Source organism: Novosphingobium oxfordense (genome assembly GCF_044029435.1).
Classification (GTDB): Bacteria; Pseudomonadota; Alphaproteobacteria; order Sphingomonadales; family Sphingomonadaceae; genus Novosphingobium.
In genome coordinates, this window is sequence record NZ_CP147007.1 from 662,420 (window position 1) to 684,400 (window position 21,981).

Annotated in this window: 24 protein-coding genes; 11 read left to right on the forward strand and 13 right to left on the reverse strand. The window is 60.1% G+C overall.

What is annotated here, in order from left to right:
• The first annotated feature begins 31 nt into the window (after nucleotides 1–31).
• A complete protein-coding gene (gene istA / locus WBP07_RS22925; RefSeq protein ID WP_395396517.1) occupies nucleotides 32–1,336 on the forward strand; it encodes an IS21 family transposase in 1,305 nt (434 codons plus the stop codon).
• A complete protein-coding gene (istB, locus tag WBP07_RS22930; protein WP_395396156.1) occupies nucleotides 1,336–2,124 on the forward strand; it encodes an IS21-like element helper ATPase IstB in 789 nt (262 codons plus the stop codon). The genes istA and istB overlap by 1 nt, the downstream gene beginning before the upstream one ends.
• A gap of 348 nt (nucleotides 2,125–2,472) precedes the next feature.
• Here istB and WBP07_RS22935 read toward each other — a convergent pair whose 3' ends face one another.
• Nucleotides 2,473–2,781, reverse strand: a complete 309-nt coding sequence (locus WBP07_RS22935; RefSeq protein WP_395396157.1) for a hypothetical protein — start codon at nucleotides 2,779–2,781, stop codon at nucleotides 2,473–2,475.
• A gap of 591 nt (nucleotides 2,782–3,372) precedes the next feature.
• On the opposite strand from WBP07_RS22935, the gene WBP07_RS22940 reads away from it, so the two are divergent.
• From WBP07_RS22940 to WBP07_RS22950, 3 genes are all read left to right on the forward strand, one after another.
• A complete protein-coding gene (locus tag WBP07_RS22940) occupies nucleotides 3,373–3,693 on the forward strand; it encodes a hypothetical protein (protein ID WP_395396158.1) in 321 nt (106 codons plus the stop codon).
• Nucleotides 3,694–4,490: 797 nt separating this feature from the next.
• Nucleotides 4,491–4,673, forward strand: coding sequence for a hypothetical protein (locus WBP07_RS22945; protein ID WP_334185417.1), 183 nt, complete (start codon nucleotides 4,491–4,493; stop codon nucleotides 4,671–4,673).
• Nucleotides 4,674–4,735: 62 nt separating this feature from the next.
• Nucleotides 4,736–4,987, forward strand: a complete 252-nt coding sequence (locus WBP07_RS22950; protein WP_395396159.1) for a hypothetical protein — start codon at nucleotides 4,736–4,738, stop codon at nucleotides 4,985–4,987.
• Between the two features lie 194 nt (nucleotides 4,988–5,181).
• Here WBP07_RS22950 and WBP07_RS22955 read toward each other — a convergent pair whose 3' ends face one another.
• Nucleotides 5,182–5,838 (reverse strand): inner membrane-spanning protein YciB, encoded by a 657-nt coding sequence (locus tag WBP07_RS22955; protein WP_395396160.1) that lies wholly within the window; start codon nucleotides 5,836–5,838, stop codon nucleotides 5,182–5,184.
• Between the two features lie 160 nt (nucleotides 5,839–5,998).
• Between WBP07_RS22955 and WBP07_RS22960 the strand changes: the two genes are divergently transcribed.
• Together WBP07_RS22960 and WBP07_RS22965 are read left to right on the forward strand one after the other, a co-directional pair.
• Nucleotides 5,999–6,601: a TetR/AcrR family transcriptional regulator gene (locus tag WBP07_RS22960; protein WP_395396161.1), complete on the forward strand. Its 603-nt coding sequence runs from the start codon at nucleotides 5,999–6,001 to the stop codon at nucleotides 6,599–6,601.
• Nucleotides 6,602–6,982: 381 nt separating this feature from the next.
• Nucleotides 6,983–7,813, forward strand: a complete 831-nt coding sequence (locus tag WBP07_RS22965) for a 23S rRNA (adenine(2030)-N(6))-methyltransferase RlmJ (protein WP_395396162.1) — start codon at nucleotides 6,983–6,985, stop codon at nucleotides 7,811–7,813.
• A 35-nt stretch (nucleotides 7,814–7,848) separates the two neighbouring features.
• On the opposite strand, the gene WBP07_RS22970 is transcribed toward WBP07_RS22965, so the two are convergent.
• From WBP07_RS22970 to WBP07_RS22990, 5 genes are all read right to left on the reverse strand, one after another.
• Nucleotides 7,849–8,169 carry a hypothetical protein gene (locus tag WBP07_RS22970; protein WP_395396163.1) on the reverse strand — a complete coding sequence of 107 codons (321 nt, stop codon included), beginning with the start codon at nucleotides 8,167–8,169 and terminating at the stop codon, nucleotides 7,849–7,851.
• 425 nt (nucleotides 8,170–8,594) lie between these two features.
• Nucleotides 8,595–8,780: a hypothetical protein gene (locus WBP07_RS22975; RefSeq protein ID WP_395396164.1), complete on the reverse strand. Its 186-nt coding sequence runs from the start codon at nucleotides 8,778–8,780 to the stop codon at nucleotides 8,595–8,597.
• A complete protein-coding gene (locus tag WBP07_RS22980; protein WP_395396165.1) occupies nucleotides 8,780–9,307 on the reverse strand; it encodes a GNAT family N-acetyltransferase in 528 nt (175 codons plus the stop codon). Before WBP07_RS22980 ends, WBP07_RS22975 begins: the two co-directional genes overlap by 1 nt.
• Before the next feature lie 57 nt (nucleotides 9,308–9,364).
• Nucleotides 9,365–9,931, reverse strand: coding sequence for a helix-turn-helix domain-containing protein (locus WBP07_RS22985; RefSeq protein WP_395396166.1), 567 nt, complete (start codon nucleotides 9,929–9,931; stop codon nucleotides 9,365–9,367).
• Nucleotides 9,932–10,216: 285 nt separating this feature from the next.
• Entirely contained in the window at nucleotides 10,217–10,849 is a 633-nt protein-coding gene (locus WBP07_RS22990; protein ID WP_395396167.1) for a tyrosine-type recombinase/integrase, read from the reverse strand.
• 246 nt (nucleotides 10,850–11,095) lie between these two features.
• Here WBP07_RS22990 and WBP07_RS22995 point away from each other — a divergent pair, with 246 nt between their 5' ends.
• Nucleotides 11,096–11,986 (forward strand): hypothetical protein, encoded by an 891-nt coding sequence (locus WBP07_RS22995; RefSeq protein ID WP_395396168.1) that lies wholly within the window; start codon nucleotides 11,096–11,098, stop codon nucleotides 11,984–11,986.
• A 78-nt stretch (nucleotides 11,987–12,064) separates the two neighbouring features.
• On the opposite strand, the gene WBP07_RS23000 is transcribed toward WBP07_RS22995, so the two are convergent.
• The 5 genes from WBP07_RS23000 to WBP07_RS23020 form a co-directional block, all read right to left on the reverse strand.
• Nucleotides 12,065–12,769, reverse strand: a complete 705-nt coding sequence (locus tag WBP07_RS23000; RefSeq protein ID WP_395396169.1) for a phosphatase PAP2 family protein — start codon at nucleotides 12,767–12,769, stop codon at nucleotides 12,065–12,067.
• 404 nt (nucleotides 12,770–13,173) lie between these two features.
• A complete protein-coding gene (locus WBP07_RS23005; protein WP_395396170.1) occupies nucleotides 13,174–13,968 on the reverse strand; it encodes a PIN domain-containing protein in 795 nt (264 codons plus the stop codon).
• On the reverse strand, nucleotides 13,958–14,677 hold the full coding sequence (locus WBP07_RS23010) for a hypothetical protein (protein ID WP_395396171.1): 720 nt from the start codon (nucleotides 14,675–14,677) through the stop codon (nucleotides 13,958–13,960). Before WBP07_RS23010 ends, WBP07_RS23005 begins: the two co-directional genes overlap by 11 nt.
• A 408-nt stretch (nucleotides 14,678–15,085) precedes the next feature.
• A complete protein-coding gene (locus WBP07_RS23015; RefSeq protein ID WP_395396172.1) occupies nucleotides 15,086–15,991 on the reverse strand; it encodes a LysR family transcriptional regulator in 906 nt (301 codons plus the stop codon).
• A 64-nt stretch (nucleotides 15,992–16,055) separates the two neighbouring features.
• Nucleotides 16,056–16,475, reverse strand: a complete 420-nt coding sequence (locus WBP07_RS23020; RefSeq protein ID WP_395396173.1) for a VOC family protein — start codon at nucleotides 16,473–16,475, stop codon at nucleotides 16,056–16,058.
• A gap of 490 nt (nucleotides 16,476–16,965) precedes the next feature.
• Between WBP07_RS23020 and WBP07_RS23025 the strand changes: the two genes are divergently transcribed.
• Nucleotides 16,966–18,099, forward strand: a complete 1,134-nt coding sequence (locus WBP07_RS23025; protein WP_395396174.1) for an FAD-dependent monooxygenase — start codon at nucleotides 16,966–16,968, stop codon at nucleotides 18,097–18,099.
• Nucleotides 18,100–18,181: 82 nt separating this feature from the next.
• The gene (locus WBP07_RS23030; RefSeq protein WP_395396175.1) at nucleotides 18,182–19,363 is read left to right on the forward strand and encodes an MFS transporter; all 1,182 of its coding nucleotides are present in this window, start codon (nucleotides 18,182–18,184) and stop codon (nucleotides 19,361–19,363) included.
• Between the two features lie 44 nt (nucleotides 19,364–19,407).
• Here WBP07_RS23030 and WBP07_RS23035 read toward each other — a convergent pair whose 3' ends face one another.
• Nucleotides 19,408–19,620 (reverse strand): hypothetical protein, encoded by a 213-nt coding sequence (locus tag WBP07_RS23035; protein WP_395396176.1) that lies wholly within the window; start codon nucleotides 19,618–19,620, stop codon nucleotides 19,408–19,410.
• A gap of 128 nt (nucleotides 19,621–19,748) precedes the next feature.
• Between WBP07_RS23035 and WBP07_RS23040 the strand changes: the two genes are divergently transcribed.
• The gene (locus tag WBP07_RS23040) at nucleotides 19,749–21,968 is read left to right on the forward strand and encodes a TonB-dependent receptor (RefSeq protein WP_395396177.1); all 2,220 of its coding nucleotides are present in this window, start codon (nucleotides 19,749–19,751) and stop codon (nucleotides 21,966–21,968) included.
• Nucleotides 21,969–21,981: the final 13 nt, after the last annotated feature.

The following is a 21,981-nucleotide window of genomic DNA, read 5'->3' on the forward strand; positions in this document are numbered from 1 at the left end:
GAACTGGGCCCCCCTCCTGAATGAGGAGGGACTGATGAGTAGCCTGGATAATGCGACAATCTCCGCGGTGTCTGCGCGGAGAGATACGATGCTCGAGCCTGATGAGGTGACGGCGATGCTGAGGCTAAACAAGCTGGGTTGGGGAAGCCGGCGCATTGCGCGGGAGTTTGGTTGCTCGCGCACGACGGTACAGCGCTACGTCGACGCGGGCGGCTGGCAGGAATACCGAAGTCCCCGCAAAGGCGTGAGCAAACTCGACGGGCATGAAGCGTGGCTGCGCGATTGCTTCTTTCGACATCGAGGCAACGCAGATGTGGTCCGTCAGGATCTGGCGCGGGAACTGGGTGTGAGGGTGAGCTTGCGCACGGTCGAGCGCGCGGTTTCGGGTTATCGGCAGGAACTGGCGGCAGAGGCCGTGGCGACGATGCGGTTCGAGACGCCGCCAGGTCATCAGATGCAGATCGACTTCGGCGAGAAGCGGGTGCAACTCGGCGGTGAGATGACCCGGGTCTACATGTTCGTGGCAACGTTGGGCTACTCGCGACGGATTTTCGCGATGGCCTTCCTTCATGAGCGCCAATCAGCGTGGCTGGACGGCATCGAGACTGCGTTCCGATATTTCGGCGGGACGCCAGCGGAGGTGCTGCTCGACAACGCACGGGCGCTGGTCAAGCACCATGACGCTGCAACGCGAGAGGTTGTTTTCAACGATCGGCTGCACGCCTTCTCCCGCTACTGGGGTTTCCGGCCTCGCGCCTGTGCCCCGTATCGGGCGCGGACGAAGGGCAAGGATGAGCGCGGCGTTGGTTACGTGAAGCACAATGCGCTGGCCGGGCACAGCTTTGCCAGCATGGCCGCACTCGAGCAGCATATTGCGTGGTGGCTGCGCGAGGTGGCCGACGCACGGTGTCACGGTTCAACCGGCGAACCGCCGCTTCTGCGCTTCGTCCGTGACGAGGCCTGCAAACTGAAGCCGCTCCAAGGGCGGCCACCGTTCCGACAGATCCGAGAGCTGGTTCGCAAGGTGCACAGCGACTGTGCGGTCGAGATCGATACCAACGCCTATTCAGTGCCTTGGCGATTGGTCGGTGAGAGCGTGCAGGTGACGCTTAGCGGTGCTCAGGTTCGCATCTTTCATGGCGGTCAGCTAGTTGCTGAACATGCCGAGGCGAGCGGTCGCCACCGCCGACTGACGGACCCGGCTCACTTCGCTGGTGTCAGTGGCGTGAGTGGCCCCGTGCTTCGGCCTGTCGATCCCGAGATGGCGGCTATGCGACCGCCCGATCTGCTGCGTCCCCTGCTCGAATATGAGCAGCTAGCAGGAGGGCGGTGGTAATGACTATCGACCACGAGACGTTGCTGGGCTGGTTGTCCCGGCTCAAGCTCACCGCCATCCGTGACCAGCTCGACACGCTGCTCGACGAGGCGGCCCGCAACGACCTGACAATGCGCGAGACGCTCGCGTTCCTTTGTGAGCGAGAAATTGCCCGCAAGGACGAGCGGCGGATCGAGATGGCGATGAAGATTGCCCATTTCCCCTATGCTCGCGAGCTCGACGGCTTCGATTTCGAGGCTCAACCCAGTGTCGATCCGCACCAGATCCGAGACCTGGCCACTGCTCGCTGGGTCGCACATGGCGAGGCCGTCCTGCTGCTGGGGCCTCCCGGCGTCGGCAAGTCGCACCTGGGCATCGCGCTTGGGCGGGAAGTGATCAGGCAGAACTACACCGTTTTGTTTACAACCGCGCAGGCGCTCGTCTCTGCCTTGGTAAAGGCCCATGGCGAAGGGCGCCTGGAAGAGCGACTGTCCTTCCTTGCCAAACCTAAACTGCTGATCGTTGATGAGCTTGGCTATCTGCCTTTCGACCCAAACGCTGCGCACCTGTTCTTCCAGTTGGTATCTCGCCGCTACGAGCGAGGCGCCATGCTGATCACGTCGAACCGCAGCGTGGGTGAATGGGGAACGGTCTTTGGCGACCCCGTCGTCGCGACCGCCATTCTCGACCGTCTGCTGCACCACAGCCACGTCATCACCATCCGGGGCGACAGCTATAGATTGCGCGAAAAGCGGCGGAGTGGCCTTCTGCAGAAGGCCACTCCGCCGCTCGATTCCGTTACCGTTTGAGCATGAAAAGGGGGCCCAGTTTTACGTGTCGCCCCCGGCCCAATTCCCGGCGTCGTTTGACACCCCGTCAGTATGGATTTTGGCGGAAAAAGCAGCGACTGAACGGCTGATTGGGAAAGCCTACGCGTCATTTCAGGGTTAGGGGGATCGACGCGGATAACGCCTCCGCCGTGATTGCGTCGCAATGCGGCGTGAATCCGCCTTTTCTGGCATCGCCGAAAGAGCCCCGTACCCCTTGGGCGTACCCCGCAATTTCGCGTCATTGGGGCCGCAGGGCGATGTACTCGAAGCCTAGTTCGGCCGCGTGTTCGTTCACCTGGATAAGATTATCGCAGCGATGTCAGATATCTACGCAGGGCTGGCACCTTTATCCCCGCCGTTAACGAGGAAAACCTCGATTTGACCGCAGGTGATCTCGATTCCGTTGTAACCGCCTTGGGTCATGAAGGCTGAGGCGATTCCGGTCGCTATGCTCTCGTCCCATGGCCCGGGTAAGATGCTAATCGAGTAATGGGCGCCCTTCTGTGAATCGCACCGGATGCTCTGCACGCGTTTCAGGATCATTGGACTAAAGGCATCAACCACACGCCTCATTTCGCTGAGTTCGGCCTGTAGATTGTGGCGACTTTCAAGTCGTACACCCTTGTAGTGCATCATGAGGTGCTGGCCTGCGCAGGCGAGCACAATGTCCCACAAAGCACTGCTCGACTACTCGACATGTTGCCCGCCCTCCTTCAGCTAAAACGCCCCCTTACTCGTGGATACGCGGTGATCGCGCGCTGGTCGCGATCGTCCGAACGAGAGTCAAAGCTGCCGCTCGCTCCTTCGGCGGAATCGCGCGGAGCATTTCGACCCAGTCCCTTTCCTCGGCGGTCAGATTGACGGGATCGTCACCGAACTCGGCCGTAGGATCGTCACTTTCCCCAGTCAGATAGGTAGGCGTTGTACCTAACTCGCGAGCAATGCGATAGGGGGGATGATCGCCTACCGCGCCTGATGAGGCTGTTCATCGTAGACTGCGGGATCATTGCGCGACGTGCCAACTCAGCCTGGGACATTCCCTGGACGCCAAGTCGCTCCACGATGCGAGTTCCGAGATCCATGCTTCTATCTAACGAGAATGTGTTGGATAGGATACGCGACGATGGCGCGTGACTGACCTAACGCCCTTGCGTTAGTCAAGGTAAGCTGCGGAGGGAGAGCATTGTGCGCGCCTGGGGCGACCCACACCGTCGTGAGCGTATCCCCTTGGCTGACGCGATCGAATTGGATCTTGCCTACCGTAGGGCGGGTGGTGACGGTGCGCCGCTGTTCGAGACGTACGGCTACCAATTGGATCAGGCGGGCACATTTCGTTTTGCCGGTGAGATCGCGCCCAGTCGTCTTGCCGTCGAAGCGATCCGCGAAGGGGGCGAGGCGCGTGCAACGCTCGTCCTGGCCGCTCAGCCGGGCGTGGGCCTTCGGCGGCAGCACGAGGCCAAGCGCGAGGTGGATGAAGCCATCCAGGCGCATCAGAGCGCGAAGATACTTTTGGAAGCGATGACGCGTCTCCGGTCCACCCAGCGCTGAGGGGGCAAGGGCCCTCTCACAATGTACTTGGATTTTCCCGCGCTCGCTCGGCTTTGCGCCTTTCGCGGCGCTGTCTCGCGTCTTCGGAACACGGTGAACCCCATCCGGATTCACGCGAAGACGCTGGGAGATGACGGTTCGGCCGCTGTCACTGTCATTTTTCAGTGGGTTGAATACCGCGCCGTTGAGGTGGCTGAAAGCGAGATCATTTGAGCTTGCATTCCAGTGCGTGAGAATGCTTCTTTGTCTCGCAGGATCCAGGACTGGCTCGGCCGCTCGCGCGATCGTGGAATTGGGATAGGCTGATCGGATGAGCGACATCAACACCCCCGAAGAGCTTGATCCTGCCACCGCGTTCCAGGGTATGGCAGCTCGCCCACCGGCGGAGCTTCGTTTGCTAGTACCTTTGTAAAACCTATTGTCGAACTGGATCATTCCTACGAGCTTGACGTAACAGGCCGGCGGCGTTGAGACATTGGGCCAACTGACGGAACTCGTGAACGGGGTTTGACGATGCACTTGGCTGCTACCTCTCTCGTCACCTAACACGCATCGAAAAGATGGCATTCCTGTCCAAGGTGGTCTCCAATCCGCGTGAGCTCATTCCGTCTTTCTCATAGAAATGTGTTTTGGCCTTCTGGCGCAGCCGATGAGCTGAATTGTTTGAACCCCGGCTTGCCCATCCCGACAACGACAAACAGTCCGCAAACCGGCCACTTTTGTACTTAGGAGCCAAATTTGCTTTTGAGGCTTTATGATCTGCCACGCGTTATCGTGGCGCCCCTATGGAGAGATCGATGAGCATCAAGGGCGAAATGAAAGAAGCCGCTGGCTATATCAAGGAAGAACTGAACGAGCACGGCAAGTCGCCGGAAGCTCAGCGCAAGGCGCAGGAAGGTCGCGACCTTCGCAACGAGGGCCGTATTGAGGACGGCAAGGCGCCGAAAACCTCCGAGCCTGGTGCAGGCAAGCCCAAGTAAACCTGACAGGAGCCGGCGCGCTCGTGTGCGCCGGCCCTTTCTTTGCGATCAAGAGGCCCGGAATGTTCACGCAGCTCAACCCCACCATTCCCCTTCACGTAGTAGGCAAGGGCGATGGCTATGCGATTGGAATGATCGACTACGGCCAGGAGCACAATCTTATCTGGGTTACCGCACTCGACAGTTCGGGTGAAATTTGGTGCGCGCCCAACGCCACCGTTCGCCTAGGGAAAAACTGGACTATGGGTCGCCAGGAAAACCCGTTGATCACGGAAGACAAAAAGGCGGAACGGTCTGAGCGGACGGCCTGCTGAGAGAGGTCGATCACCTTACCTCGCAAGCCTGACAGAATTTTCCCCGCTAAGCGATCGCCGTGCCTCTGATCCTTGCCCAGAATCTCGCGGCCCACGTCTCAGCCGTCTGCTGTTCCGGTAGGTGGCGCCCCCGCCTGTCCTTTCTCGATCTCCGGTGAACCTCCTGTATTGAAGGAAGCTAACGATCGCGCCGGTCAAAGCGGACGATCTGCAACGTGCCCCCACGCTCGCGTTTCAGCTCGATGCGGGCAGCGGTTTAACGATGGCGTTACAGACGCAGTGGTCGATGCGTTTCCCATTTGCCAGCGGGCTCGCCTCTTCCCAATGCCTTTCAGCAATGTGAGCTGCCCCAGGAACAGCAGGGACTTGCTGGCCATCGACCATATTCCCATCGCACTGGCCCACACCCCCACGCTGCAACTCAGGGCCAGCACGAGGTTCAGCGCTGCCGAGACAAACATCAGGCCGGACCAGACGTAGCCTGAAATGACGATCAGATCGGGCACGTATTCGCGCGCGCGCGGAGGCATGTAGCGATCCATCCAGCCTCGCTGCAGCATGGCGCAGCCTATCAACACATAGACGACCGAGGGCTTGGCGAGCATGAAGCGAATGTCGTGCGTCAACAACGTCGCACCGGCTCCCGACACGACCACCACCAATCCGATCCACTGTAGCGCGTCGATCCGCTGGCGATGCCACAGCCGCCAAGCGAATTGACCTAACGCCATGGCGAGCCCGAGGAGCAGCGCGGGAATGAGGCTGCCGGTCCAGGCGTGGAGCACGAAGAACACTAGCGTCCCGGCCAAATCGAAAAGTATCCCGCGAACGGCGCCGAAGAGGTCCTTCATGCCCGGTCATTCCAGGAAGGACGCGGTATCACCGCGCCGGGAATCATCGGACCAGAACCCGTACCGAAGGTGGCGGTTCGGGGCATGAGACAGCAACTCCGTCGTTGAGCGATTTAGGGCCGCTGTATACAAAATTGTCAGTAGTTGCTATCCCCGAAAGGTGACTGAACGATTAAAACGCATTCGCCGCACCGCTGAAGAAGCGCGCGAAAGGATTCTCGATGCTGCAGAACGCACTACGCGCAACGGACCAGCGGGCATGCGGCTGCAGGATATCGCGCGTGAGGCCGGAGTGTCGCATCCCACGATCCTACACCATTTCGGAAGCCGCGAAGGGCTGCTCGACGCCCTGAACGCGCGCGCTATCCGACAGCTCACGCGCGACCTGTCAGGGGCGATGGCCTCTGCGCAATCGGGCCGCGAAAGCGTGGCGCGCACCTTTGCCACTTACCGCGATGGCGTTGCGCAACGCCTGATCTGGTTGATCCAGGCGGACGCGCTGCCAAAGGGGCGGCGGCTTGAGATGTTCGACGAAGTAGTGGAGAGCCTGCACCGGGCGCGTCTTGGCTTCGCAAGCCCTGGTCCCGTTCCCGACATAGCCGACACGAGAAGGACCATACATCTGATCACCGTGGCCGCGCTCGGTGACGCCCTTTTGGGCGGGCGCCTGCGTAACGCGGGTGCCAGCGAAGCGGTTGAGCGAGATGCCTTCGAAGACTTTTTGTCCGGGCTGATTGCCTGCCATCTCACGCAAGGCGCCTAAGCCAGCGCAGCGTCACGCAAGCTGTCCAGGGAGCTATGCGACCCTTCTCGGTTGTTCAGCCAGCGATTTCCCGTCCCCAGGTCCGGACCGGCAGCTTCTCCATGCTGGACGCCCTGAACTGGCCGGTAGGCGAAGGTCCGGTTCGGAGCCGGTTCGCAGGGCTAGCAGACGCTGCCGTGATCATTTCCACGTACCTGGCCCCTTGTTTCATCGCCTCTGCTGACGATCTCAAACGGGAGCATGGCGCTTTGCGCAGAAGTGATTTGAAGGTTTATGCCCGCAGCTGTAGGGGCCCCGGATTGGTTGCTTGAACGGGCACGCGCGCGGCTTTTCGCGCCTGGAGGCTCGCATAAAGGCAGATCGTCGGGATTTTAGATCGCAATGAATTATCGGCATTCCTTTCATGCTGGCAACAGCGCCGATGTCGTGAAGCACAGTCTCCTGATCGCCTTAGTGCAGGCCCTGCAAAACAAGCAGGGCGCGCTGACTTTGATCGACACCCATGCGGGCTGCGGGCTGTATGACCTTGAGGGCACGGAAGCCCAGCGCACCGGCGAGGCTACGCAAGGCGTCCTGCAGGCCCTTGCCGACCCGAACCCCTTGCTGAACCCCTATCGCGCCGCCGTAGAGGGGGTGAATGTCGGTGCAGAGCTGAAGCTCTACCCCGGCTCGCCGCGGGTTCTGGCCCAGCTTCTGCGCCCGCAGGATTTCCTGGTTCTCAACGAAAAGCACCCCGAGGACGCCCGCGCCCTGCGTAAAGCGATGCGCGACACGCCAGCCGCCGTGCATCAGCGCGACGCCTATGAGCTTTGGCTGGCGATGGTGCCGCCGCGAACGTCTCGCGGCGTCGTTGTGGTCGACCCGCCGTTCGAACAGCAGGACGAACGCTCCCGCATCACGGCCACTCTCGCTGCAGCTTACCGCAAGTGGGCGCATGGCGTGACGGTGATCTGGTTTCCGCTGAAGGAGCGCCCAACGCACGCGCACTGGAAGCACAAGTTGCGCGGCCTCGGCATCCCGAAATTTCTGAGCATCGAGCACTGGCTCTACGATGCCGATCAGCCCGGCATCTATAACGGCGCAGGCCTGTTTATCGTCAACCCGCCTTACGCCTTCACCCAGGCTTTGCCGCCTCTGCTGGATGCCCTGCGCGCCGCGCTGGCTCCTGAAGGGCATCGGGGCGAAATTTCAAGCGAATGGTTGAACGATTGAGAGAGCCGCTGTCGCGGTCGCGCTTCGGCTGATGGCTAGTTGCCTTCGGCATCGACCACGAAAACCATCGGCTTACCCCGCGAGTCAGGCTCCCAACCGGCGTTCAGCGCCGCCTGAATGCCCCTGATCACAAACGCATCGCCGATCTGGAGCCGGCCACGCGGCAAGCCTTTCATCAGGCGCTTTGGCGCCGGGAATTCGAGCAAGGCGCCGCGCTGGGTGTTTTTGCGCAGCAAGCTGACGGTCATGCCTTTCCAGCCTTCGAACTCGCTCCAGCGCGGCTCGCTCCGCAACTCCCATTCATATTGAACCCCGTCGACCTCGACGATACCGGAAAGCTTGTGGGTGTTGGTCATGCCACGCTGCCTAGCAGGTTTACGATTACATACCACCGGCCGGTTGCGATCATGTCCGAGCTACCCAAGACGGGCCGGTAGGCGACTGTCGTGTTTGAAGCGCTGATACAGAGATAGCTGCCGCTCATGCTGCGTCGTCTGTCGACCACGACTTATCGGCCGCTCGCGACCCTTCCCGGTCGTCCAGCACCCAATTTAGCATCCCCGGGGGCGGACCGGCAGCTATCCTATCCTGGATGCCCAAGACGGGCCGGTGGGCGAATGTCCGGTTTGGAGCCGGGTTGCGGGGATAGCTGACGCTCACGCGCAGTCAGCACGCGACCAACTCTAGTCGATCAATGCTCGGCAGAAGAAGAGCGGAATTAGCTCCTAGCAGACATTCGGTCGCTGATGATTGGCCGGGTCAGCGGATGCCCGGCGCTAAGTCAGCGACATCCACGGTCTCGTCTCAAGTATTTTCCACCACAATTGTGGGTGAGCCCCACAGCCGAGTTCACCACCAGCGTGATCAGGATGGTGGGGCTGGCCTGCGTGATCTGCGTCATCAGCAGATTCTGCGCGACGAGTGCGCCGCCCGCTGCCACCAGCAGCGCAAAGACCAGCCCTGCCATCACGCGGCCAGCGGCGTGTCGGGCGTCTCGCGGCGGTCCAGCGTCAGTTGCAGGAAGGCAAGATCGAGCCACTTGCCGAACTTCATCCCGACTTGCGAAAGGTGGCCGACGTTCTCGAAGCCGAGCTTTTCGTGGAGGCGGATCGAGCCGACATTGCCGGCCTCAATGCCGGCGACCATGACATGCTTTCCGATCCTTCTCGCGCGATCGACCAGCGCAATCATTAGCGCCTTGCCGACCCCGCAGCCACGCTGGTCGGCGCGGACATAGACCGAATGCTCGACGGTGTGACGGTAGCCGTCCCAGGCGCGCCAGTCGCCAAACGAGGCATAGCCGATCACAGCATTGTCCGCGTCGACCGCCACCAGGACCGGGTAGCCCTGCTTTGCGCGATCAGCGAGCCAGGCGAGCCGGTTGGCAGTGTCGATGCGAGTATCGTTCCAGATGGCGGTCGTGTTGACTACGGCATCGTTATAGATGGCGGTGATGGCCTCAGCATCGGCCGGGTCTGCGTCGCGAATGTTCATGCTTCCACCTCATCCAATATAGAAGCACAAAAATGCACTATATTATCATTTTGTCTACTACGTGTTGCGTAGCGCAATGATCCCATATTCACACGCCCGCGCTGCTTCGTTGCGGAAATCGCAGTCGACCGGCGGCCCCAGCTCCAGGCAGTCGCCTGTCGAGAGGTGGTGGCGCGTGTCGCCCTCGACGAACAACAGCTCGCCCTCCAGCACCCAGATGAGCTGGCGGAGAAAAGCATAGGCGGACGCCGGCATCGGCACCGACGCGCCTGGCGGCAACGTGATCCGCACCAGGTCGATCGGCATCTCGGAGCAGGGCGAGACGTGCAGGCGGACATAGCCAGAGGCCGGATCCGTCCACACCGGCTGATCTTCGCGGCGCATCAGCCGCCCCTGTGCAGCCTCCGCGCGCGCCATCAGCGTCGAGATGCTGAGCCCGAATGCGCCAGAAAGCTTGCCGAGCAGATTGGCGGTCGGGCTGCTGTCACCCTTCTCTACCTTGTGGATCATCGCGCGCGAGACTGAGGCGCGCTCCGCCAGGATGTCGAGCGACCAACCCCTGCTCTTGCGCTCTGCCTTGATGCGCGCACCCAAGCGGCTGTCGAAATCTGATTGGTCGGTCATTCTGCTACTATCGTAGATGAAGGTCGTCAGTTGGACCAGCCATCGAAGGAGATGCGCGGTTCCCAAAAACAGATCGTTTTCGGGCCACTCACGAACGACAGCACTCGGCTGAACCCTCCATTCGGTGAGGTCGCGGCGGATGGCAGATTAGTCCCAGCCCCGGTCATAAGCGGACCGACCGGTCGTTGGCATAACATTTTTCCTCTCGAGCGACTTAGATGGGCGCAGAGCAGCTGCCAAGCTGTAGGCCCTGGGTCCTTGCTACGGCAAGGACCCAGGGAAGTTTCAGATTTCAGTGCCCTCTGCGAGCGTCAAAGCGTCCTCCACGTCCACGCCGAGGTATCTCACCGTGCTTTCGATCTTCGTGTGCCCAAGCAAAATCTGGACGGCGCGGAGATTTCCAGTCGCCTTGTAGATGATCGAGGCCTTGGTTCGGCGCAGAGAGTGCGTGGCATAGTCCTCGCTGGGCAGTCCGATCCCCGTGACCCATTCGTCAACAAGGCGAGCATATTGCCTTGTGCTTATGTGGGCTGCGTGATCGGTACGGCTCGGAAATGCAAAATCCTCCAAGGATCCACCTCTCAGTTCCAGCCATTTGAGCAGGCTGGCGCGAGCATCGGTCATCAGTTCAAACTGAACCGGTCTGCCGGTCTTTTGCTGTACAACCGTGGCCCGTGTTCGAATTTTCCGATCACAAACGATATCGCTGATCCTGATCTTCACCAAATCGCATCCGCGAAGCTTGCTATCGATGGCCAGGTCAAAGAGGGCACGGTCCCGGATCCGCCCATGGTGGTCGAGAAAGAAACGGATCGCCCATATCTGACGGGGCTTTAGCGCTCGCTTCGCACCAACCTTGCGCCCGGCGTTCCAAGATACCCGCTCACGAGCGGCGGGATCAAACTCTGATAATCCCATGACAAATCTCCTATGGCCCTGACGGCCATAGTTAGAACGCTTCAGGAGAGGCCGACCCTTCTTCGACGTTCAGAGCCGGTTTCGGATTTCCCAAAAGCGGACATTTTTTCTAACTGCGTCCGGATCGCCCAATGTCAGGAAAGTCGGACAGACCGGAATGCCTCCCTTCGCGGATCGATTGTGCCAAAGTTGCCCTTCGTTCAGTCCGGCCATCTTTCGGACGTCGCGCCGTGATGAGGTTGATTCATGGTCGCTCTGATGGATCAAGTCTTGCTGGTACGGCCGTTCATTCGGCTGATCCGGTCACTCTCCGTCTATAGTGAGGCTATGAAAGAACGAGAAAAGCCCAGGGATCGCACGCCGTTGTACGACGCAATGTCCGCCTGGCGGCCGGCTGTCGGGATGTTGCTGAAAAGGGGAAACAGGCCAACCGAGCTGCAAGGGATTGGAACCTGTTTTCTCGTTACCTACGAGCGGGTTCCGTTCCTAGTCACCGCACTTCACAATTTGGACGAGTTCAGGAAAGGCGATACTCTCGATATCTGGTTCGACGGTATAGTCTTTCCGCTCGAGCAGGTCGGTTTCGTCCCGTCGATCGAGGACGACCTTGCGGTCGCCTGGTTCGACTGGGAAGCGGCGCTCGCGTGCGCAGTGCGGAGCGACCCGGCCGGCACTCCCTATGATACCTGGCTGGCGCGGGTGACGACACTTCTTGAAAGTGCCATCGAAATTGAATCCTCGATCGACGGCGCCGTTCGGGATTTCGGACTACTGGGATTTCCGGGCAGCCGCAACGTGCTTTACTTCCAACCCGGCAAGCCGGTTACCGCGGAAATGTTCGCGATTACATTCGACCTGCTGGGGATCAGCAGAGATCCCGATGGCGAGTTCGAAAAACTCTATTTCGGCTACAAGGAAGGCGCGCACCGTGTCCCGTCGGCCAAGGGGCTGAGCGGAAGTCCCGTGATCGGCCTGGTTCCGGGATTGGAGGAAGGCACGTTTCGCCCGGCTTTATGGGCCGTCGCTGTGAAGCGCTTCACGTCCGAGGGGGTACTTGTCGGCGTCTATGTCTCGAAGGTGATAAGCCTCCTCGACAGGACGGTCGCGAAAATTCACGAAGCCATGCAATCCGCTTGAACACGTACGATTGGCTGGCCTTACAATCGTTGGACAAGCCGGAGCCCGAAAACTGGCTCGTCCGCGATCTGACTGCCGTTACTTCAACTTCCTGGTTGCGCAGCCAGCCGGCAATGCGGGCAGCTTTTTCTCGATCACCGCCTCTTCCTGGTGGGCACAATCGAGAGCCTCCCTGAAAGCGGCGGTCAGCGAGGCTGCCTTGAAATATTGAACCGCCAGGAGCTGGCCTTCGAGAACATCGCTTGGATGGTGCGCGCCGCACACAACGCGGTTGTCACCGTATCGCAGGCCGCGGGCAAGGATCTCCTCGCGGCGCGCGGGAAATATCTCGGCAAGGACGAGGGCCGCGGCATAACCGTTCGCAGCGTGACCCGAGGGGTAGGACCGTTTCGGGTCGAGCGGGTATCGCGGATTGTCGTAGCACAAGGGGATAGCAGGCTCTTCCACATAAAGACGCGCGCGCTCCGCCATATTCTTATAAGTCCCGGAGTAGGTCGCAACTTCGCCGAGCGCTCGTCCGAGGAATGCAACGAGGACGGGCCGCTGTTCGGCGATCAACGGAGCCCTCGCGGCATCTGTGAAGCGTGTTATGGGTTGGGCGGGTTCGAATGCCTGCGCATCCATGACGGCCTCGTCTGCCTGGGGACCTCCCGCAGCTTTCTGCGATGCCTGTACAATCGTCGATTCCAGCGAGGTCGCAGCTTCATCGGGGGGAGCGGGAAGCGCGAACGGCAGCGGAGCATTGCTCAGATACCCGGATTGGGCCTGCCCGGTCGCTGCCAATCGCAACGTCCCGATCTGTTGTGGGCCGCCGCCATCCCGGCCGTTTTGAAATTCGGGCCGATCAAACTACGCAGAGGCTCTCCTGCCGCGCTATTGGCTGGCGGGCTCATTTCCTGTCAGCTCATGGGCCACCTTATCGATTGTCGCCTTCAAAGCCAGGGGGGGGCTGCGGCTCGGCGGTCGCCACCAACAATCTGGCTGTCGGAGCCGGTGTCATTTGCGCCAGTGCGAATACCGGAGCGATCGCCACGCTGTTCGAGACCAATACGGGCCAAGGCCCCGCCGCAGAGCGCGCGTGATCTCGGAACCGATGCCCAAGTGAAGAAGCTCCTAGCGCAGTGACTCATCGGAGAAGGGCGAGGCACGGGGAACCCAGCTATTCGCCAATAAGCGTCTCGCCGCGGCTAGGCCGCTCGCCCGGGGCCCGATTGCAGCCCAAGCAGGTGCCAAGCCGCACCCATTCCCGGCGCATATTCCATGCCGAGCTGCCCGAAATCCTCGAGAATCTCCGGCCGGGCCTTTCTCGCCGCTGTCGTGTAATCATTCGTGTTTGACGACAGGAACACCATCGCCCCCGTGTGGCCCGACTGTCGCAGCGCCTTGGCATGTTCCAGCACGGTCAGGTAGACGAGGCAGTCCTTCGAAGACTCCTTGCCCAGGCTTGCCGGCGCGCGGCCCATGTTCATCCGCGCATAGGCCTGACTGTGCACAATGGCTTCCGGCACTACGACTTCCCGGTGTCCTACCAATCGCGCCACCAGTGAGCGTGTGTTCTCGACATGCCCGTCGAAATGACCAAGCTCGATATCGGGGACCTTGCCGAAAACCCGCGCGGCCGAGGTGACGTTAGCCAGTTCCGCCTTGACGCGATCGATGCCTTTTTGCGCTTCGCGATGGGTTGCCTCGCAATGCTGCTCGAACTCGATCGAAACCTGCTGGGCAAAGATGCATCTCACCCGGCCCGTTTCCACCGCGTCGACGACATCGATTGCCGCGATGCGGTCGTGCGCACCCGGTGTCTTGCGGGTGGGGTCGCGCATGATGTCGAGTACAGAGCAGGTATCGATGTAAAGAACCGGCGAATGCGAACTAAAACGAGGCCCGTCGTCTCCTGTGGTATTTCGTACTTCGAATTCGTGGGCTTGCGTAGCGTCCGACAATCCCACGGGGGCAGGGCTCGTGCCTGGATCAGTGGCCATCGTAGCGCGCCAATAGACCCAGGCCTTTCTCGAGATCGCTCGCAAGGCCCCACGCAATTTCTGCGTCCCAGCTTTCGGCTTCGGTGAGCCACCGGCGCAGCAGGTCGCCGTCCGGCGTAGCGCCGGACCGATGGACGATGATCAGAAAGTCGAACCAGCGCCGCTCGTCGAGTGGATGGCCGGTGCCGGTCGACTTGTTGGCGCAGTTCGAGAAGTGGCGAAGCGCGCGCGCCGCATCCTCACTCATCCAGTCTTCCAGGTCCTGGACGGCGCGCGTGTACTCGATCTCGCAGGAGAGGGCTTTGGCGACCGGGTCCGCGACCCTGGTCCGGAAATCGGCAAGCAACGCATTATACTCGGACGCGGTCAGTCTGCCGTTGGCTTCGGGCACGATGTTCATGACTTTGTAGCCATCCACGTTTTCCCAAAGAAGCAGACCCGCGGCTTTCAGGCCGTCGCCTTCCTGCCGCACGAACGAGAACGCCTCGTCGTCGCCGCCGAATTCGTTCGCGCTCTCGGAGCGTTCTGCATCGTATGTCCAGGCCGAATTCGCGCCCCTGACGATGAGATCGGCAAAGGCAAGGCGTCGCGCCTTGTCGACCCGAATGGTCATATCCTGGAAGACTGGAATGCCGTCGCTCACCTGCAAATCCTCGTGGTAGGTCGCAAAGCCATGGAGGGCCGGGTTGCCCGCTTTCTTGAATCGCAAGAGGCGATAACAACTATATGGTTTTAAAGAAAGATAGCGTTTGAACGCTGGCGCGATAGGCCGGCGGCTCGATCCGGATTGCGGCACAGGAGAGAGGCTCGCGAGCTTCCGCCCCGCGCAAAAAGCCGATCAGTCTGGCGCCGCTGAGGCGCTGAAGCTTCTGTTCCTGCCACAACCACAGAACAGGGAGCCCGTCGAACGGGCGATCGACTTACGAACGTCCGCCATTCTATCATCGCAGCTCTGAAGCGGACCGAGCACAAAGTCCCACGACAAGTCGTTCAGGTTCATCCATAACTGAGTGAAGCGACGGCCGCTTTCAGGGAGCCGAAATAACGCGCCCAGCATCCGCTTTGTCGGCGAAGCAGGGCAGGTCGTCATCGGCAGATGGCGACCAGGCGAGGCACGTCACGCGGAGCGAACTTGCTTTTGGATGTGCTCGATGAGCCATCTGATCCCATTGTCCGCCCCCTTCGCGCGATGGAACTGGGCCAGTTCCGGAATGCGCGGTAGTGTCAGGGGCGGTTCGACGAATTTCACAGGGACATAGCGCGCCAGCTTGTCGGCAAGATGGCGTGGCAGAAGCGACAGGCGCGATGTGCCGATCAGCATCCAGGGAACCAGCGTAAAACTTGGAGCAACTGCCTCAATGCGACGGGAATGCCCCGCGCTCTCGATCAGACGATCCCCAAAAGTCATATCGACCGGCGCGCCGTGGCGGACTGCGATGTGACCTGCATCGAAGAAATCCTGTGTACTAAGAGTATTGGCCAACATCGGGTTGCGGCTCCAACCGACAACTACAATCTCTTCCTCGAACAGCTGTTCCGAAGGGTGATCCGGCAAAAGCCGTTGGCGCGGACCGATCAACAGATCGATATTGCCACTTTCCATACGTTCGGGCGCGTCATTGTCGAGCGTGATGAAGTCCAGGCGAACACCGGGCGCCTGCTTGGAAATCACTTCCGAAACATCGGTGAGCAAAGATGCGAAGATGTAGTCTGCTGCGATAATGCGGAATGTGCGTGTGCTGGTCGCGGCGTCGAAATCGCGGCCAGTGTTGATGATCGTATCGGCTTCATGAAGACATTGGTGAAGGTTGCGAGCCAGTTTCTCGGCGAAAGCCGTGGGTAACATCCGACGTCCGTCAGAGACGAACAACTCGTCGCCGAAAAATTCCCGTAGCCTGGCCAGTGCTGCGCTAACCGCCGATTGGCTGAGTGCCAGGCGGTCTGCCGCACGTGTGACGTTTCGGACTTCGAGCAGCACGTCCAGGAGGTGCAACAGGTTGAGATCTAGACCTTTATAACGCACCGCACTCTCCCGGCGTTGAACCCATCCAATTAATCACTTGATGCTGGGTCACCTGATTAAATTATCAAAATTCGTGGCGAAGAGCACGATCGTCCCAAGCGATCTCCGGCGCATCATCTTCTGGATCCGAGAGCAGAACGAAGAGGTTCCCATCCGGATCGCTGAACCTGACGACATTGGCCCAAGGCGTGCGGTGCGGCACCCCTTCGAACCGGACGCCCTTCGCGCTGAGCCTTGCGTGAGCGGAGTAGACGTTGTCACACTGAAATGCGCCGTTGAAGAAGGTGCCAATGCGATCCTTCTGCTCGTCAGATGCGAACAGCACCAGTTTTGTTGGATAGCCTGGAATGGCCAGTTCGATCCACCTGCCTTCCGGGACTGGCCGATCAGCCAGAGGCGTAAAGCCGAACTTTTCGACCCAGAATTCCAGCGCGGCGTCGTAGTCGCGCGTGGGCACCGTAACAAATTTGAGACCACTGATCACAGGCGCATCCCTCTCATCACCGACTCTGCCACTTCGAGGCCGATTTCCGCTTCACTACATTTTCGGCGGAACAAGTGAATTTGAAAGATTGGATCATAATCAATCGATTTTGATGATGGTAATAATGAGCCTCTCCTGATGAGCACGACCCTACCAATTTGCCCATGCTCCCATTGGTATGAACAAAAGTGTGGGATTGCGATCAAAACTTACAATTTCCATGAAACTTTTGGTTCAAGTAGAGGGGGGAGAGCAAGGATCGCTGGCTTGACGGCCGAGAGCCGCCGATCGTCCGCGCCCTTGCGTGCTGATTGAATGAGACCGCGATCGGCGGCAAATCTTGGAGAGAAGGACGTGAAGGCAATGCAAGGCGCCCGCTAACGCTGGGCATGCATCGGCCGTCAAGTTGCGCGGGAGCCCATTTCCTGGATGCCCAGCGCTTCCCCGTCTGAATTTCCATCCTGTTACATCGAATGAAGGAGTTCCATGAATGGCGTGCGTCTCGAAAGGCCTGATCGTCGGAGCCGGCATCGGCGGCCTTGCCTCCGCTATCGCGTTGCAGCGCATCGGTGTGCAGTGCGATGTTGTGGAGATCGATAGACGGCCGGTCGGTGCCGGCATCGGATTTGCTGGGCGCGCGCCGCAGGCTTTGGAAGCGCTGGGAATTTACGACGAAGTCTACGCGACCGGAAAGCCCTTCACTGAAGACATGAAGTCTCCGGTAATGCGTGATGCATCCGGCGCGCCGCTTGGACCGCCGCCGCCGCCCCAGGATTTTCCTGGCTCGAAACCACCAGTGGGCGTCCATCGCCCCGTTTTTGCGGAAATCCTCGCACGAAGGGCCGTGGCCAGCGGCGCCGTAATCCATGATGGCATGTCGATCGTCGCTATCGAGGAGGGGACGGATTGCGTGGCAGCAACCCTCACCAATGGCGCAGTCGAAGAGTACGATTTCATCCTTGGCGCAGACGGTATCTCCTCCAAGACGCGCTCGCTGATCTTCCCGGACGCGCCTGAACCTGAATACACCGGCCAGATGAGCATCCGGTGGCTTGCCCCGTACCCGGCGATCGAGAACGAGGACTGGTATGTTGCCGGCGACCTTGGCCGCGTTGGCGCCCATAACATGCCGCTGTATGACCACATCTACGTCCCGATGGTCATCAACATGCCGGAGGAGCGACTGACGCAGCAAAGAGCTTACGAAGTCGTCAGCAATCTTCTCGACCAGTTTACAGCTCCAACTGTCGTCGCATTGCGCGAGCGCCTGACGCCCGGTGCCGAGTTGATTGCGCGCCCGTTCAAGTCGCTGCTCATGAAGCCGACCTGGTATCGCGGTCGGACCCTGCTGATAGGCGATGCCGCGCATGCTACGACGGCCCACATGGGTATGGGCGGCGGTATGGCGCTGGAAGATGCGGTAGTCCTTGCTGAGTGCATTGAGAGTTCTTCGACGCTTATGCAAGCTTATGAGACATTCATGCAGCGCCGGTTCGAGCGTGTTCGTACGGTCGTTGAGACCAGTGTTACGCTGTCCAAGCTCGAACAGACCAAGGACCGCGACGGGCCTCGCCGCGCGAAGCTGATGCAGGAGGGCATGGCCGTTCTGGCATCGCCCTACTGACACTGACGGATCGAATAGGACAATCGGTGCACCTACAAAGTCGTACCACAAAGCAATACAACAAAGGCGAGAGGCGAAGCGTATGGAGGCCCGCTTGAATCAAGGGAGCGCCGTGAATGTCCGAAAGCTGGCAGGCTTTGCCTTCCTGCTAGGCATCGTTCCTCAGGCCATGATCGAGGCTGCCGTTACAGCGGCGCTTCCGGAAAGCGCCCGCGATCTCGGCGTCAACGGCGAGTTTATGGCTCAGATGATGATGGGAATGGGCGCACTTGGGCTGATGCTCGGCGCGTTCCTCAGCGGCCGTGTGCTTGAACGTTTCGGAAGCAGACAAACCTATCTTGCATCTCTCGTCGCGCTTGGCCTTTTCGGCGGCGCCGGGCTGATAGTCGAAAATGTTTGGCTGCTGTTCGGATCGCGCGTTATCGCCGGGTTCGCAGCATCGTGCATTACCACGACCTGCATGTGGGGCATCACCTCGTCATTCGAGGCCGCAGGACGCGGCCGTCGGTTCGGGATGGCGGGGTCCATCGGCGGCCTCTCTGCAATTGCCAGCGTGATTACAGGTGGTTTCCTGACCCAGCACCTGGGTTGGCGCTTCGCTTTCATTCAATACGTTGTGGTCGCGCTGACCTTCCTGCCGTTCATCGCAGCCAGCGTCGAACAGCGGCACCCAGAAAGCATGCATTCGAACACCGGCGGCTTCCTCGGCCGGGTCGCTCCGCTCTATGTGCAGGTGCTGGTTCTCTATTCGGTGATCGGCATGTTCAGCATGCAGTTGCCATTCATGTTGAATGCCGCTGGAATGGTGGATGCCGGGGCCCGCTCGCTGATCCAGGGAATCCCAGGGCTTGGCGTGATCTTCGGTGGTGTCGTCTACGGCGTCCTTCACCAGCGGATCGGTGCCGTCTGGACGTTGATATCATCGGTAGGTCTGTTTGGATTGGGGCTCTTGTCGATCGCAACCAACCATGCGGTCGTACCACTCACGCTCGGTGCCGCTGCCGCTGGACTGTGCATGGGTATGAGCATGCCCTACTTCTATCACGCGGTCAGCGGCCGGACCGGCGCGGCGGCAGGGCGCTATCTCGGCTATCTCAGCGCCTGCACGTTCTTCGGCGTATTTTCCAATCCAATGATCTTCGAGCCGCTGAAAGCGATGACCGGCGTGCGTGGGTTGTTCCTCATGAGCGCTGGCATCCTGATAGTGATGGCGGCCGCGACGGCGCTGACCAGCCTTCGCAAGCCAACCGCTGCTCCATCCTGACCCGCGAGAAGGCGGGTTAAAGCCCTAGAGGCCTCACCAAAAAATCAAGCGATAACCGAGCCACTTAAGACAGCCGGCGACGCCTCCAACCGCGGCATGGCTGGACGATCGCGCTCGCGCTTTTGCACGAGCCCGACCAGGCGGGAAGCATTGAATAAAGCCGTTGCAGCCATGAACAAAATTGGCTGCATGGTATGAAAACTTTCAATTTTAGCAATACGACGGTCCTTGATAGACCGGTTCCGCAAAACATCCATTCGCCTTCGATGAGCGAATGCACTTCCAGGATCCGCCTAGGCGCATCAGTTGGAAGATAAAAATTCGAGAGGGGAGAGTTATGTCGAAGAGTTCATTCTCTAATTGCGTTTCCGCGTCTGCACTCTGCGTGGCAACCATCATGGCGGCGCCGTCTGCCCATGCGGCTGAGGCGATCGCCGATCAGGCGCAGAGCGCCAGCAGTCAGCCTGCAGCGACGCCCGCCAACAGCGATACGATTCCCGAAATCATCGTTACGGCCGAGCGCAAACAGGAGAGCGCGCAGCGCACCGCGCTCGCCGTTTCCGTGCTCTCGGGCGCGGACATTGCGAAGACCGGCATCCAGACTGCCGACAAGCTGCTTCAGCAGGTTCCCAGTGTTCAGGTCCAGCCCTCGGTATCGCCCACCACCGGCCTCAATGTCGCCATTCGCGGTCTGGGCACTGACGGTGATAACAAGCCCGGCGCGACCTCGATTTATCTCGACGGCGTGCTGACGACAACGATGGGCGCCGAACTCTATGACATTTCCCGTGTCGAAGTGCTGCGCGGCCCGCAGGGCACGCTCTACGGAGGCATTGCCACCGGCGGCGCGGTAAACATAATCACCAACAATCCCAGCTTCGATCGCGACTCTGGATCAGTGAGTATCGAGGCGGGCAACTATGGGCTCGTCCACGCCACCGGGGTCATCAACACGCCTGCTTCCGACACTTTGGCCCTGCGCGCTGCTGTGAACTTCACGCGCCGCAATACATTCTCGGACAGCGACACGACCTTCCTCTCTGAGGTGAATGCCCGCCTCAAACTGTTTTACAAACCCAATGCTGATCTCTCGATCTTGCTTGCAGGCGAACTCTATCGCGGCAACGGTGTCGGTTACGACGGCTCGAAGGAAGTGAACGCACAAGGCAAGGTTGTCGGCCCCTGGTATCCTGCATCGGGCGACAGCAACCGCGATGCCTACCGTCTGTGGTCGGATATCTCCTATGACTTCGGCTTCGCCAGTCTGACCAACATTGCCTCCATCGAGCGCTACAACAAGTATTCGGAAGTGCTCACTGCGTCGTCGCCTTCAGTGGACGGGTACGGCGCGCTCAAGTCGGTAACGCCCAAGCGCGACACCATTACCGAGGAACTGCGCCTGTCGAGCGCGGCCTCCTCGCCGGTAAGCTGGGTCGCGGGCTTCTGGTACAAGAACTATCATCTCGCCGACACGGCGGACATCGGCATTCCGCCGGGCAGCCTCCCTGTGACCGAGGCGGCCACGCTTCTCCAGATTCCCGAGGAGCAGAAGACCAACCAGTATGGTCTGTTCGGCCAGGTGAAGATCCCGCTGTTCGACCGCGCGCACCTGACGCTGGGCGCACGCCAGAGCTGGGATGATATCCGTTACAACCAGTACTACACCTATATGCAGCCGTTCCTCAGCTGCGGTGCCGAAACGCCGGGCGGTCCGCCCGTCTTTGGCCCCTGCACGGTGCCGACTCTCTATGAGGGCTCGTTCAAGAACTTCGATTATCTGGTCCGTTTCGATTACGAGATCACGCCGCAGAACATGGTCTATGCGCTGACCTCAACAGGCTATCGTCCAGGAGGTGGCTCCGCCCCGCGCACGGAATATCTGGCCAGCGCGCCGGTCTATGACAAGGAGAAGATCACTTCCTACGAGATCGGGACCAAGAATCGGTTCCTGGGCGGTAAACTGCAAATCAACGGGGATATCTTCTATTACGATTACCCCAACTTCCAGAATCAGTTCGTAAGCTATGGCGGCCCGGGCAACGTGATCCAGCTGCGCTCGATCGTCGGAGTGCCGGCTCGCTTCTTCGGCGCCGAGCTTGAGACGGTGACCCAATTCAGTCACGCTGATCGCCTTACGTTCTCCGTGAACTATCTGAACGCGAAGTACACCAAGGACTCAGTCTACACTGATCCGTTCAATCCTACCGGCCCGCAACTGGCGATCGATACGAACGGCGGCGTGGTACCTCATGCTCCGAAATTCTCGGTCAATGCCTCCTATTCCCATACGTTCGATCTGGGCTCGGCGGGCACGCTCGATTTCGCGGGCACCATTCACTATCAGACCAAGCAGGCCATCCTGTTCGATCCGTGTCTTTACACCGCAAGCCTCTGTCAGGCCGGCGTGACGGCACAGACGTTGACCCAGAAGGCCTATGAGGTGACCGATCTTTCGGCCACCTACACGTTGCCCTCGGGACGTGTCCATTTCACGGCCTATGGTCGCAACGTGTTCGACGAAAAGATCAAGACCGACCGCTTCGGCAGCGTCTTCAACCTCGCTGCACCGGCTCAATACGGCTTCATAGTCGCCGCCGATTTCTAAGCAAGCTGCCGGC

Coding starts and splice junctions, on each gene's coding strand:
- WBP07_RS22985 (WP_395396166.1), bottom strand. CDS start 9,931: ATGACCGACCAATCAGATTTCGACAGCCGCTTGGGTGCGCGCATCAAG.
- WBP07_RS23025 (WP_395396174.1), top strand. CDS start 16,966: ATGGCGTGCGTCTCGAAAGGCCTGATCGTCGGAGCCGGCATCGGCGGC.
- istB (WP_395396156.1), top strand. CDS start 1,336: ATGACTATCGACCACGAGACGTTGCTGGGCTGGTTGTCCCGGCTCAAG.
- WBP07_RS22945 (WP_334185417.1), top strand. CDS start 4,491: ATGAGCATCAAGGGCGAAATGAAAGAAGCCGCTGGCTATATCAAGGAA.
- WBP07_RS22975 (WP_395396164.1), bottom strand. CDS start 8,780: ATGGCAGGGCTGGTCTTTGCGCTGCTGGTGGCAGCGGGCGGCGCACTC.
- WBP07_RS22965 (WP_395396162.1), top strand. CDS start 6,983: ATGAATTATCGGCATTCCTTTCATGCTGGCAACAGCGCCGATGTCGTG.
- WBP07_RS22990 (WP_395396167.1), bottom strand. CDS start 10,849: ATGGGATTATCAGAGTTTGATCCCGCCGCTCGTGAGCGGGTATCTTGG.
- WBP07_RS22995 (WP_395396168.1), top strand. CDS start 11,096: ATGGTCGCTCTGATGGATCAAGTCTTGCTGGTACGGCCGTTCATTCGG.
- WBP07_RS22970 (WP_395396163.1), bottom strand. CDS start 8,169: ATGACCAACACCCACAAGCTTTCCGGTATCGTCGAGGTCGACGGGGTT.
- WBP07_RS23005 (WP_395396170.1), bottom strand. CDS start 13,968: ATGGCCACTGATCCAGGCACGAGCCCTGCCCCCGTGGGATTGTCGGAC.
- WBP07_RS22935 (WP_395396157.1), bottom strand. CDS start 2,781: ATGATGCACTACAAGGGTGTACGACTTGAAAGTCGCCACAATCTACAG.
- WBP07_RS23030 (WP_395396175.1), top strand. CDS start 18,182: ATGGAGGCCCGCTTGAATCAAGGGAGCGCCGTGAATGTCCGAAAGCTG.
- WBP07_RS22955 (WP_395396160.1), bottom strand. CDS start 5,838: ATGAAGGACCTCTTCGGCGCCGTTCGCGGGATACTTTTCGATTTGGCC.
- WBP07_RS22980 (WP_395396165.1), bottom strand. CDS start 9,307: ATGAACATTCGCGACGCAGACCCGGCCGATGCTGAGGCCATCACCGCC.
- WBP07_RS23035 (WP_395396176.1), bottom strand. CDS start 19,620: ATGGATGTTTTGCGGAACCGGTCTATCAAGGACCGTCGTATTGCTAAA.
- WBP07_RS22950 (WP_395396159.1), top strand. CDS start 4,736: ATGTTCACGCAGCTCAACCCCACCATTCCCCTTCACGTAGTAGGCAAG.